The following is a 13506-nucleotide window of genomic DNA, read 5'->3' as shown; positions in this document are numbered from 1 at the left end:
TTGACCTAATAAAAACCTTTTTTGAGCGTATTAAATGGAGAAAATATAGCTGTAAAATTATGGTTGAGAATAAAAAAGGTCACAAAGCAAAAAGCTCTATTAAAAAAATTGCTTGACAATTTAAAGCTAAATGTGATATAGTACATAAAATTGAATATTATACCTCATCTCGATAAGAGTTGAGGTAGAGGCGCGATAAATCATGAGTAGATTTGTGGAGATATGGGAAGTCTATGAAGCAAATTAAAAGGGATTATCGCCGAAGTATGGTTTTCTTCCAAGAAGCCATGCTGGGCTTATATCGAATAGGTATAAGACTGTCACTGAAATTTCATTCGGTGAAGCGCTACTTCATTTAAGAGAGAGGTATTTGCCTTTGAATTAAACAGCCGGCAAATATCCCGGTTGTTTTTTTATATGTAAATGAAAGGAGAAAAATTATATGTTTTGCGGGACTGGTAGAATTAACAAGTTCAACCATTTGGAAATAGGTGGATGCGATGCGGTAGAACTTGCAAAAGAATTCGGCACTCCTTTATATGTAATGGACGAGAATCATATTCGTGAAAATTGTCGTTTATATAGAGATAGTTTGAATAATTTGCATGAAAATAGTGAAGTAATTTATGCCGGGAAGGCTTTTTTAACCATGGAAATGTGTAAATTAATAGAAGAAGAGGGTCTCAGTCTTGATGTAGTATCTGGAGGGGAGCTTTATACAGCTATAAAATCCGGCTTTCCCGCAAAAAGGATATATTTTCATGGTAATAATAAATCGTATGCCGAATTAGAAATGGCGGCGGAATATGGTGTTGGACGTATTGTGGTAGATAATTTTTACGAGCTTGAATTGTTGAGAGATGTTGCTAAAAAATATCAGGGTAAAAAAATAAAAATATTATTACGTTTAACTCCCGGTATCGAAGCTCATACACACGATTATATAAAAACCGGTCAACTTGATTCGAAATTTGGCTTTGGAATGGAAAATGGACATGCATTTATGGCCGTAGAGAATGCTTTGAGCATAAAAGGCTTGAAACTAATGGGTTTTCACTGCCATATTGGTTCTCAAATATTTGAAGATGAGCCTTTTAAGGATGCGGCAGAAATAATGATTCAATTTGCTAAAACTGTAAATGAACGATACGGTTTTAGAACTAAAGAAATTGATTTTGGTGGAGGCTTTGGTATTAGATATACAGAGAAAGACAAGCCATTGGCTGTAAAAAATTACATTGAAGTTTTAGTCGAATCAGTTAAGAAGGCTTGTGAAAAATATGATGTGCCTATCCCTAAAATATTGATAGAACCGGGAAGAGCTATTGTCGGTGAAGCAGGCACCACCTTATATACAATTGGTTCAATAAAAAACATTCCAGGTGTTAGAAAATATGTCAGCGTTGATGGCGGAATGAGTGATAATATAAGACCGGCATTGTATGGAGCAGAATACTCGGCTGTTATTGCCAATAAAGCTGGGTGTCCAAAAGAAGAGACTGTTTCTATAGCCGGAAAGTGCTGTGAATCTGGAGATATGCTAATTTGGGATATAAAACTACCTAAAATCATGCCTGGTGATATTTTGGCTGTTTTTACTACAGGAGCATACCATTATTCTATGGCTAGCAACTATAATATGATGCCAAAACCGGCAGTAGTTTTTGTAAAAAATAAAACAGCTCGACTTGTTGTTCGCCGCCAAACATATGAAGATCTACTGAGCAATGAAGTGTTTATGCCAAATTCCAAAAATATTTCTTTGGCAAGTTTATAATTTTGTTGCGACTCAATTCATTTGACTTTAGATTTTTGCTTTAATTTTTTTCATTATTTATTCAAAAGTGTGCTTAAGCACACTTTTTTCGTTTTGATATAAATGGTATAATGCATTATGCGGGAACAAAAAATATATAGGAAGGATGACAGCTTACATGCCATATTTTTTAGGTCCGGAAATGTTATTAAGAATACCGGCTTTGTTATTGGCAATTACCTTTCACGAATACGCTCACGCTAGGGTTTCATATTCATTAGGTGATCCAACACCTAAATGGCGAGGTAGATTGTCACTAAATCCGTTAGCTCATTTAGATCCTATAGGATTGCTAATGTTATGGCTTTTTAAATTTGGATGGGCTAAACCTGTTGAAATAAATCCAAATTATTATAAAGAACCTAAGAAGGGTATAGTATTGGTTTCTCTGGCAGGTCCTATTGCTAACTTAATATTAGCTTTCTTAACAATTGTTATTTTGAAACTAGATATCTTTCATAATGGCATTCTGGATAATTTTATTTACATTCTATTTCTATATAATTTAACACTGGCTGTTTTTAATATGATTCCAATTCCACCATTGGATGGTTCTAAGATACTTATGGGATTATTACCTGCAAGATATTCCTATGAGTTTTCACAGTTAGAAACTTATGGCCCCTTTATATTAGTGTTATTAGTGTATTTCGGTCTATTGAACGTTATTTTAAACCCTTTGATTGTATTTGTAAACTCGGGATTAAATATTTTATCTGATTTGCTATTATTGAGATTTTAGCATCTTAGTAGTTAATTATGGGAGGAATTTTCATGAAAAATGATGTAGTTATGAGCGGGATGAGACCTACCGGTCGCCTGCATATGGGGAATATGATGGGAGCATTAACAAACTGGGTTAAATTGCAAGATGATTACGATTGTTTTTTTGTAGTAGTGGATTGGCATGCGCTTACTACCGGGTATCAAAACACCGAAGATTTAAAAGAGAATATCCGTCAAATGGTTATCGATTGGATAAGCGTTGGCCTTGATCCAAAAAAATGCAACATTTTTGTACAATCTCATGTAAAACAGCATGCAGAGTTACATCTTTTGCTTTCAATGATAACACCATTATCATGGCTAGAAAGATGTCCTACTTACAAAGAGCAACTAAAACAACTGGAAAGTCGAGAAATTAATACCTATGGCTTTCTGGGTTATCCCGTTCTTATGGCAACAGACATACTTATTTATAAAGCAAATAAAGTTCCAGTTGGTAAAGATCAAGAGGCACATATTGAACTATCTAGAGAAATTTCTAGAAGATTTAACTATATTTATAAACCGGTTTTTCCAGAGCCAGAGGCGCTTTATACCGAATTTAAGGTGCTACCCGGAATTGATGGAAGAAAAATGAGCAAAAGTTATGATAATTATATTGAAATATCCGCAGGCCCTGAAATAATAAAACAGAAAGTTAAAATGATGATTACAGACCCTGCAAGAATTAGAAAAAATGATCCTGGTCATCCTGATATTTGCAATGTATATGCGTTCTATACTGCATTTGATGAGCAAAATAATATTAAGGAATTAAAAGAGGCTTGTGAAAAAGGTCAAATTGGGTGTGTAGAATGTAAAAAAAGGTTAGCTAATTTAATAATTGATAAAATGCAACCAATACATCAGAAAAGAAAAGAGCTAGAACAAAATCCAAAAATTATAGATGATATTCTTGATAATGGAGCGAAGCGAGCACGTTTAGTTGCAGAGAAAACCTTGGAAGAGGTTAGGAATGCAATGAAAATTTAGACAAAGGTGAAGAAACGTGACATTAAATATTAAAATCGATGCTTTCGAAGGGCCTTTCGATCTTCTGTTTCACCTAATTGAAAAAAATCAAATAGACATATATGATATACCAATATCGGATTTGACTGAACAATATTTGAGCGTTATTGAAGAAATTAGCGAAAACGAGTTAGACTTAGCCAGCGAATTTCTAGTTATGGCTGCTACTCTGCTAAGCATCAAATCAAAATTACTGTTACCTTCTAATCAAAATCAAGAAGCGCAATCAGAGTTAGCAGCGATGGAAGATGATGATCCCAGAGATGACTTAGTAAATAAACTACTTGAATATAAAAAATTTAAAGAGATTTCTCTTGCATTGAAAGCTAAAGAAGAAGAACAGAAATTAATTTTTAAAAAACCTCCAGAAGATTTATCTTATGTATGGGCAGCTGATTTTTCCATATCTAAAATATCTTTGGAGGACTTAAAATCTTCTTTTATATCGGTTATGAATAAAAAGAAACCAGAAGAAAAAATCTCTAAAATAACCAAGGATTCTATGCCGTTATCGCGCAAAGTAATAGAAGTTTATAAGATATTAAAACGTCTAAAATCACAGGTGCGTTTTAGCAAATTATTTAGTTATGATGCATCGAAGGTCGAAATAATAATGACGTTCTTAGCGATATTAGAATTGATAAAAATGAATAAAATTTTAGCAACCCAAGAAAAACAATTTGGAGAAATTGTTTTAACTTGTAGGGAGGCTTAGTTAATAGATGGATATACAAGGAGCCATGGGTATCATCGAAGGAATATTATTTATTTCAGGCGAACCAGTGAATATAGATGAAATAGCAAAGGTATTAGGCATATCAAATGAACAGGTTATGGAATGCGTTAAGCAATTACAAAATTATTACGATAAACCATATCATGGTTTAACAATCTCAAAAGTTGGCGAAAGCTTAAGACTCACAACAAAACCTAATATATTTCCATACATAGAAGCAATTTTTAAACCTAAGATAAAATCACAACTTTCCAAAGCTGCTCTAGAAACATTGGCAATCATAATGTTTAGGCAACCCATAACCCGGAATGAAATTGAGTCTATAAGAGGTGTCAATTCGGAAAAAGCGATTAATACACTTCAGGAAAAAAATCTTGTTTTTGAAATTGGCCGATTAGATATTCCAGGTAGACCGATACTTTATGGTATAACAGAACAATGTATGGACTATTTTGGATTAGAGAGTATCGAAGATATTATTATTGATAAATAATAATGAATTATTAACATTTTTTTGCCACAAACTAAGAGAAAAGGTTTAAGGAGATTGCTGTGAAATACTTGCTGATTATCCTAACTTTTTCTCTCTTTCTTTTATTACCAGTAAAAATCCGTATCAAAGTATTTAAAAAAGAATCCGATGACTATATACGAATTGAAATAGATTTTTTCAAAATGTCAAAAGTAGTTCTTGAAATATCCGAGATGAAATTTACGATAGAAAATTTTATTCCCATATTAAACTTTAAATATCATTTTAATAACAGGAACAATGGGATTTCCAAATCGAAAAAAAATGTTATTTTATCTCTTAGTGAGAAATATAAAATAATAATAAGTAAGCTTGAATATATTTGTAAATATCATGCTAATTTTAAAAAAACAATCATTAGATGTTTATCCAGGTTTATTGTTCTTCTTAATTTAAATATCAATATTACCTTTAGCAGTGGAAATGCAGCTTTTACAGGAATTTTAGCTGGTCAGGCATGGTGTGCTACTTATATAGCATTAAGAATATTTTCCACTTATGCTAACTTTGATTATAGCAATGTGAAAGTAAATATAAATCCGGTTTTTACAAGTCAGGAACCTTTAGAAATTGAAATTAATTGTATATTTAAAGCAAGGGTTGGTCATATTATTATTGCAAGTTTAATCTTCGCTTGGTACTGGATATTATCAGAAAAAAGAATTCTTATTACTAATCGCCATATTTACAATAAAAAGGAGCAACGAAGCCATGGATGAACATCCTATTCAGAGCTTAATAAAAACTTCAATGGAAAGTATTAAAGAAATGGTCGACGTAAATACAATAGTTGGGGATGCCGTTGAAACTCAAGATGGTAGTGTAATAATTCCGGTTTCATGTGTCTGTTTTGGCTTTGCAGCAGGAGGAAGTGAATTTGATGCAAAAAGCACAAAAGAAAATGATAAGAGGGATAAGCTAGAGTTTCCTTTCGGCGGTGGTAGTGGTGCCGGGGTTACGGTAAAGCCAGTAGCCTTTTTAGTTGTTGGCAAAGAACAAATAAGACTTTTATCAATTAGCCAAAATACCACAGTAGAAAGAATAATAGATGTCGCACCTCAAATAATCGACCAAATAAATAGTATATTAAAAAGAAGTAAAGTTTAATTCTAATGTAAGAACTTTAAGCTTGAGTTGATGATTAACATGAAATCTGCGTAATATAATAATCAAGTTCAAAAAACCCTCCAACAGTTATAAGAATTTAAATACTATTACTAAAAAAGTAGGCGGAGGGTGTTTTTATAACAAAAATTTTGGAGAATAAATATAAAAATCTATTAAAAAAAGTTAAATTGTGAGAAGGATTTTCGTTATTTATGTCGAACTAATATAATAGAATAGCTCATCAGTGATGAGGAGGTAAATACAGATGACTGATCCATATAAAAAAGGAATGTTTAAAACTAATCCCTATGCTAAAAAAAAACCATTGAAAGGCAATCTTGTAGTAGTCTTAGATGGCAAGTATGATGAACGTGGTTTACAGCTTATTCCACAAGCCTCAAGATGTCTAGTTGCTAACGAGGTTCATGAGATGATTTTAACTGATGAAGACAAGAAACCTGGAGATACTGTGAACAAAATAGCATATGTAGGTTTTTTTACAGTAAAAGAAAGTACAGTAATTATAGTAGGAGATGAGGTAAAAATAAATGGGCAAGTGATTGGGAAAATTGCAGGATTTGATGAAACCCATATGCCTAATCACTATAATATTGTAATATATGGCAAAGATCGTATTTCGGGAAATGAAAGAAACCTTGACCTTAATGATGAGGTTGTCATTGGTTAATTGTTTTGTATAGTTTTATTTGAAAGGAGGTGTATTAAATGTCTTTTGAGAAGAAAATACAAGAAATGGGTATTACATTACCTGAACCACCAAAGCCGGTAGCAGCTTATGTTCCTGGTGTTAAAGTTGAAAAATATATTTATACTGCCGGGCAAATTCCTTTTGTAAATGGTGAATTAAAGTATAAAGGTAAAGCAGGTAAGGAGGTTTCTGTAGAAGAAGCTTATCAGGCAGCAAAAATATGTGCGTTAAATTGTCTGAGTATAGTTAAGTCTTTGGCTGGTAGTCTCGATAATGTAGAAAAAATTGTTAAAGTGGTTGGATTTGTTAATAGTGCCGATGGGTTTGATCAACAGCCTAAAGTTATAAATGGAGCATCTGAACTATTAGGTGAGATTTTCGGGGAAGCAGGTGCACATGCTCGTTCGGCTGTTGGTGTTAACCAACTTCCAATGGATGCTACTTGCGAAGTAGAGATTATAGTAAAGTTAAAATAACAAGGAGGAATAAAAATGGCTAAATTTACAAAAAAATTTGAGATGTATAAAGCCTTGCAGGCGAATATTTCTAATATTTATGCCGATGCACGAAAAGCAGCTGATGAAATAGGTATTCCTGCAGAATTACGAGGCAAATTTGGACTTACAGGAGCTGTTTCAGGCTGCCCAGGTCCATTAAACAAAAAAGTAAGAGCAGCTATAGAAAAAGGTACTACTGAAGTTATACCTCTAGCTAAGCTAGTAGATGAAATCAGATCCATAGTTAAAGATGTTTATGGTGATGAATACGATGCTGCTCCCGTAAACACTTGCGAGGCCGGATTATGGGTTACATTTGATTCTCTATTTACACCACCTATGCAGGGCCGCGGCGAAAGTTACCAGGCTCGTTATATTATACCTTATGAAAAACATTTACACCATCATGGTGGCTATGGCAGGCCATTCCCTGGAAGGTTTAAAGATATTATTGCTGATAGGGGATCTACCGCCGGAGAATTAGGATTCTATGGCAAAAGACAAAACAATTTAAGTGCTTATATTGCGCCTTTGGTTGGTGCTGATTATTCAGTGCATGGTATTAAATATCATCCGGCAATTCAGCTAACTAAAGTCGATCCGGAAGCTTCAGCTAAAAAGATTAAAACTATAGCTGAGCGACAGGCTTCGATGCTTACAGGTATTACTTCACTTGCTTATGACACACCTGGATATGGTTATGGAGTAAAAGACAGCGATGGTGTGCCGGTACTCCAGAAACGTTTAGCGGAAGTAGCAAAGGAATTTAATGTACCTTATGTTTTAGATAATGCATGGGGAGTTCCTTTTATAGGCCATGATATTTCCAAGAGCGGTGCTGATGTTATTATATATAGCATGGACAAAGCTAGCGAATCTCCCACATCAGGTCTGATAATAGGTAAAGAGGAATGCATGGTGCCTATTCGCAGAGCCCTTGGAATGCACGGTGACAGATATGGAACCACAGCATCTTATGGAAAAGCTGCTTATGTTACAAACGATCCCGGTAAAGAAGCTATGCTCGGTATGATTGCAGCATTAAAAGAGCTAAGAGATAATCCAGATAATCTCAAGAAGCCAGTTGATGATATGTATAAAATTGTTAAAGAGGAATTCGATCAAATACATCCCAAGATAAAGAAAGGATTAATTATATCTAAGTCATATAATTCAAGATCAATAGAAGTAAATTACGAAAATACATGGAATAATGATGAACTTGGTTTCCCCATTTTCTCGATTGAAGACATGTATGCCGGAACTCAATTACTGCAAACAGGTCTTTCACAAATGGGTGTAATCCCAACAGTAGCATACGATGGTAACATAATGATTTCACCTGGTCTTGGTACTACTGATGATGACGGTCAGATTATTGAAAGCAACTTTAGATATGCTGTAAAAGCTCAAGTCAAACTTATGGAAATTGTTGCTAAATACAGCGGGTATATTGATTAATATCACAGAATGTTTGTTGGTGACGCAAAAGAAGATAGTCTTTTGCGTCACCTTAAAGAATAAAAATATAATAATTTATGATAGATGATAGAGGGAGGTTATGTGCATGCCCAAGGTAGTTATTATAGGTGGCGGATGGTCTGGTTGTGGAGCTGCAATATCAGCTAAAAAGGCCGGTGCTGATGTGGTGCTACTGGAAAGAACTGATATGCTATTAGGAACAGGTCTTGTTGGTGGCATCATGAGGAATAATGGAAGGTACACTGCTACCGAGGAAATGATCGCTATGGGCGGTGGTGAACTGTTTCAAGTTACAGACCGTGTAGCAAGACATACTAACATCGATTTTCCCGGTCATAAACATGCTTCGCTATACGATGTAGCTTTAGTAGAGCCAGCAGTTAAGAAAGTGTTACTAGATGCAGGTATTGAGGTGCATACCGAAAGCAGGATAACAGATGTTGTAGCTGAAGGAAATAAAATTTCAGCTGTTATTACTAGTGATGGTCAAAAATATGAAGGCGATGTTTTTGTGGAATGTACCGGAACTGCTGGGCCTCAAGGAAATTGTACTAAGTATGGAAATGGCTGTGCTATGTGTATTTACAGATGTCCTAGTTATGGCCCACGAGTGAGCATTGCGGCTAAAATGGGAGTTAAAGAAATGATGGCCAAGAAAGCTGATGGCACTTATGGGGCTATGAGCGGATCTTGTAAACTTTTTAAAGAATCTCTTTCAAAAGATATTGTCGACAAATTGAATTCTACTGGTGTTGCGGTAATACCTGTACCAGAGCATGCCAAAGAGGATGCAGAAATTCTTACTAAAAAAGCTTGTCAGCAATATGCACTTAATGAATATGTTGAAAATGTAATATTATTAGATACCGGACATGCAAAATTAATGACGCCCTTCTTCCCGTTAAAAAATTTAAGACAAATTCCTGGCTTTGAAAATGCACGATATGAAGATCCGTATGCAGGGAACTTAGGAAACTCGATGAGGTACCTAGCAATTTCACCAAGGGATAACTATTTAAAAACAGAAGGGGTAGAGAATCTCTTTTGTGGAGGCGAAAAAGCAGGACCATTAGTCGGCCACACAGAAGCTATATGCACAGGAACATTAGCGGGTGCGAATGCAGTGCGCTGGGCTGTAGGTAAAGAACTTATTCAAATTCCTACGGAACTTGCAGTCGGAGATGCTATAGCCTATGTTAAGGAACAGATGAAAACTGAAGAAGGTATATCGAAAAAGTATACTTTTTCTGGCTCTTTTTATTTTGAGAGAATGAAAAAACTAGGGTTATATACTTTAGATATAAATGAAATAAAAGACCGTGTTGAGAAGGCAGGAATGTTAAATATATTTAACAATAAAGTTGTATAAAAACTATATGTAGGTAGCAATATATATAAAGGGGTCATTTATATGACTCCTTTTATTTTAAATTATTTTTATGCTATAAACATAATAGTGGTTTCACTGTAGAAACTTTCTTTTTTTTAAGTTTATGGTCAACATATAGCGTATCTTATTATAAAAAAAGAACAGTATATTGGTATTCTTATGTAAGAATTTGACTTTTTACAGTGGAATTATAGTAAGATAGTAAGCACAATAGTAGCTGCCTCTCTGTCCTTTGTCATGGTTATTTATTTTGATTAGTATACTATAAGCCAACCATAAGGAAATATATTTTACGTTTTCTAAATATGAAGTTAAAATCGTAATATTTTCTCTAACGACCTATCTAGAAATTTAGTTATAATAATGGTATGCTAATCTTGTAAGTTTATTATAACTTAATAAAAGTAAATCATGTGCATAAATTAAATAGTTTATTTTTAAGATTGAGTTAAACGTTTGGTTAAAAAGAATCGAAATATTAGTGTATGCCTAAAGGTCATATAAAATAAATAATGGCAAATGGAGGTTTAAAATGTTACAAGAAAAGCGGCGACTATTGTTTTTCATTTTAAAGGCTATTGATAATTCTAAAACGGTGCCAGTTGGTTCTGGTTTCATACGTAATACTCTACAAATGCAAGGGTTTGATGTCAGTGAAGCGACTATCGGCAGGATGTTAAGGCAAATGGATATTAAGGGATATACTGAAAAAATTGGATTTAAAGGGAGAAATTTAACTCCACTTGGCAAAAAAAAATTGGAAGAACTTGAACGTGAAAATACAATAAACCATTATGGGAAAGAATTGTTAAATGTTATAAGAGTAACCGGTAAGCAGGAACTTCTTGATGCATTAATCGCAAGAAAAGCTATTGAGAGCCAACTTGCAAAACTTGCAGCTATGTATATAACTGATGAAGAAATTTCCCAAATGAAAAAAGTTATTGAAAGGCAAGAGATTCATGTTGATGAAGGTATTTCAATAGCTGAGGATGATGTAGAGTTTCACAAAATTATAGCCAAAGCTGCAAGAAATAGAATTTTAGATGCTGCTATGGATTTAATAAGGCAACATGGTCAGCTTTCACCTATGTTAGAGTATATAAGAAAGGAAGTAAAAAGTTCAGTTCTTTTAGATCACGAAAATATCTATAAAGCTATTGCTGCCAGAAAGCCAGAACTGGCTGAGGAGGCAATGGTACGCCATATAGAAAAGCTTGAAAATGATGTAAAGAAGTATTGGGAAATTTTCTACGAAGAAGATAATAATATTCATGTAGTAAAAAATTAGAGCAATAATTACTTGCATAATAAAAATCACTCATCTTTGATGAGTAAATAGGAGGGGATACAATGTCGGACGTTCTTGAGAAAATAATGGATGCTATTGATATAGAAACTTATATAGTATCTAAAAATGAAGATGAAGCAGAGAAATTTGCAATGGAATTAATGGAAAAATTGGGTTTTAAAGACATATCAATAGTCTTTATTCAGCATCGCGGACCGGGTGCAAGAGTTAGGGCTAGAGGATATATATATAAACCGGGTGACCGTTATGGTTGGCTTTTTAATTAAAGTTGCTAAGGAGTGAGAATAACTTGATAGATAAAAAGAAAGTATTGCTAGCGCCACTTGATCCAGTTCATGATATAGGTCTTAAAATGATAAAGAGAGGGTTAGAAAACAAAGGCCATGAAACCATACTTATACCTCCAGATTACTCACCGGAAGAAATAATTAAGTCCATTATTGATAATGATGTTGATATTGTTCTGGTTAGTCGCACTCTTGGTTACGGTGTTGCAGAAGTGCTAGGGAAATTTATTGACTTAGCTGAAGCATCTGGCATAAGAGATAAGGTAAAAATAGGTATAGGAGGAATGGCAGTACGGCCCGAACTTGCTGCGGAATTAGGTTTTGATGCCGGCTTTGGGCCTGGAACATCAGTCGATGAAGCAGTAGCTTTTGTAGAAGGTAGAGAATATGTTCCAGCAGAAAATAGAAGTAAAAAAAATAAAAAAGACATCACTGAAGGGTATGACTATTTATTTCATAATAAAAAGATTGAAAAATTATTAGATTCTATAGTTGATGGTATCCTTGATTATGTAAGTGATAAAACAACTACTGCTATTCAAAGAGCACAGATAAGGAGACAAATATTAGAAAGCAACAGTGAGTCTGAAAAGCAAAAACTTCGAAGGGATTATTCAAAATTATGTGATGATGTAATTAAGTCTTTTTATGAGTCAGGCAAATATCGAGAAAAAACCCGTCCAATGACTAATGATGAAGTAGATGCACTTAATCAATATGTAGATGCAGTGAATTCGCGCATGAATCCTCTATATTTACAACATGTCGATAAAAATCCTGTAGTTTTTATTCAATATGGAACGGGCTGTCCTTTTATGGATATTGCTCATATAAAATCATGTGAGGCTTGGGGCGCCGATGGTGCAGTACACTTTGATCCTTCCTGGGGCGCCCGAACAGAAGGATTTTTAGAGGGTTATATAACTCATGAGGAAGACGGTTCAGTTATAACTTATGAGAACCTTAAAAGCATTAAGAAGTCCTTACTCCCTAATACTTTATGGCAAGTTAGAGCTCATCGCGGATTAAATACCCCTGAAACGGTATTACTGGCAGGAAAAATCGGGGCCGATTTAACAAAAATAAATATCGCTTATGGCTCTTTAGGCGGTGGTACTGACCCTGAGAGATTAACCGTGGATGCGGTAGAAGCTATTAAATATGCGGCTGAATTTAATATGCCGTTTGATGTGGTAACTAATGAGGAGCTTTGTGGTGTGCCTGCTTATAAAGCTTTTGCAGGCATGCTGATAGTCTCAAAACTCGGTTTGAGACTTGGAGCAAAGCCTATTCTTCAACCCTTGTTTTGCTACTCACCAGAAGTTATGATAAGTGGTCAGATGGAAGATAACTATGTTGATTTTAATGCAGCAAAAATTTATTGTCTCAGAAATATTGTCAATGCTCCGATATGGTGCGGTGCTCCCATTGGATTCCTAACCCAAACAGAGGATAGAGTACAGTCGTCATTGATGACGTCGCTTCATGCATCTCTTGCTTCTTCTTTAGGTGTTGACGGGATTTCTATAGCTTCATCAGATGAGGCTTTTTCTGGAGGACCTATAACTATTCCTGCTAGAATTGATACCTTAAGGGCAACCCAGTCATCTTTTAGATTTTTTGGACAATCCAACATTGTTCCGACTGATAATGCTCACAAATGGGCCAAGGAAATAGAAGAAGGGATAGAAGCTGTACTAGAGCTAGTATTAAAAAATGGGAACTTCGTCAATGCTCTATACCAAGGAATACTCGGAAGCAAAGAAGATGGTGCTTATCCAGGAAGAGCAGGTAGAGACTCAGTAATGAAAAAGATTTACTAAACCAGAAGCGCTTTAATA

At 34.6% G+C, this 13506-nt stretch carries 14 protein-coding genes and 1 riboswitch; all 14 genes read left to right on the top strand.

The window, feature by feature from the left end; genetic code table 11:
• The first annotated feature begins 177 nt into the window (after positions 1–177).
• Positions 178–357, top strand: a riboswitch (Lysine riboswitch).
• An 85-nt stretch (positions 358–442) separates the two neighbouring features.
• Complete coding sequence (gene lysA / locus BUC45_RS01605; protein WP_296969817.1) at positions 443–1777, top strand: diaminopimelate decarboxylase; 1335 nt, start codon at positions 443–445, stop codon at positions 1775–1777.
• Positions 1778–1934: 157 nt separating this feature from the next.
• Positions 1935–2558, top strand: a complete 624-nt coding sequence (locus BUC45_RS01600) for a site-2 protease family protein (protein ID WP_296969815.1) — start codon at positions 1935–1937, stop codon at positions 2556–2558.
• A gap of 32 nt (positions 2559–2590) precedes the next feature.
• Positions 2591–3574, top strand: coding sequence for a tryptophan--tRNA ligase (trpS, locus tag BUC45_RS01595; protein ID WP_296969813.1), 984 nt, complete (start codon positions 2591–2593; stop codon positions 3572–3574).
• 16 nt (positions 3575–3590) lie between these two features.
• Positions 3591–4328, top strand: a complete 738-nt coding sequence (locus BUC45_RS01590) for a segregation/condensation protein A (RefSeq protein WP_296969809.1) — start codon at positions 3591–3593, stop codon at positions 4326–4328.
• Positions 4329–4335: 7 nt separating this feature from the next.
• The gene (gene scpB, locus BUC45_RS01585) at positions 4336–4842 is read left to right on the top strand and encodes an SMC-Scp complex subunit ScpB (protein ID WP_296969807.1); all 507 of its coding nucleotides are present in this window, start codon (positions 4336–4338) and stop codon (positions 4840–4842) included.
• Between the two features lie 59 nt (positions 4843–4901).
• The gene (locus BUC45_RS01580) at positions 4902–5600 is read left to right on the top strand and encodes a DUF2953 domain-containing protein (RefSeq protein WP_296969805.1); all 699 of its coding nucleotides are present in this window, start codon (positions 4902–4904) and stop codon (positions 5598–5600) included.
• On the top strand, positions 5593–5988 hold the full coding sequence (ytfJ, locus tag BUC45_RS01575) for a GerW family sporulation protein (protein ID WP_296969804.1): 396 nt from the start codon (positions 5593–5595) through the stop codon (positions 5986–5988). Before BUC45_RS01580 ends, ytfJ begins: the two co-directional genes overlap by 8 nt.
• A 265-nt stretch (positions 5989–6253) precedes the next feature.
• Complete coding sequence (locus BUC45_RS01570; RefSeq protein WP_296969802.1) at positions 6254–6676, top strand: hypothetical protein; 423 nt, start codon at positions 6254–6256, stop codon at positions 6674–6676.
• A 38-nt stretch (positions 6677–6714) separates the two neighbouring features.
• Positions 6715–7173, top strand: a complete 459-nt coding sequence (locus tag BUC45_RS01565; RefSeq protein WP_296969801.1) for a RidA family protein — start codon at positions 6715–6717, stop codon at positions 7171–7173.
• Positions 7174–7188: 15 nt separating this feature from the next.
• Complete coding sequence (locus BUC45_RS01560) at positions 7189–8655, top strand: hypothetical protein (RefSeq protein ID WP_296969799.1); 1467 nt, start codon at positions 7189–7191, stop codon at positions 8653–8655.
• Between the two features lie 106 nt (positions 8656–8761).
• On the top strand, positions 8762–10045 hold the full coding sequence (locus tag BUC45_RS01555) for an FAD-dependent oxidoreductase (protein ID WP_296969796.1): 1284 nt from the start codon (positions 8762–8764) through the stop codon (positions 10043–10045).
• Positions 10046–10598: 553 nt separating this feature from the next.
• Positions 10599–11357, top strand: coding sequence for an FCD domain-containing protein (locus BUC45_RS01550; protein WP_296969793.1), 759 nt, complete (start codon positions 10599–10601; stop codon positions 11355–11357).
• 62 nt (positions 11358–11419) lie between these two features.
• Positions 11420–11644: a hypothetical protein gene (locus tag BUC45_RS01545; protein ID WP_296969790.1), complete on the top strand. Its 225-nt coding sequence runs from the start codon at positions 11420–11422 to the stop codon at positions 11642–11644.
• A gap of 23 nt (positions 11645–11667) precedes the next feature.
• Positions 11668–13488: a cobalamin B12-binding domain-containing protein gene (locus BUC45_RS01540; RefSeq protein WP_296969787.1), complete on the top strand. Its 1821-nt coding sequence runs from the start codon at positions 11668–11670 to the stop codon at positions 13486–13488.
• Positions 13489–13506 lie beyond the last annotated feature (18 nt).

Source organism: Tepidanaerobacter sp. EBM-38, assembly GCA_001896545.1.
Taxonomy (GTDB): Bacteria; Bacillota; Thermosediminibacteria; order Thermosediminibacterales; family Tepidanaerobacteraceae; genus Tepidanaerobacter.
Note: the sequence above shows the minus strand (reverse complement) of the source record. Positions and strands in the feature narration are given on the sequence as shown.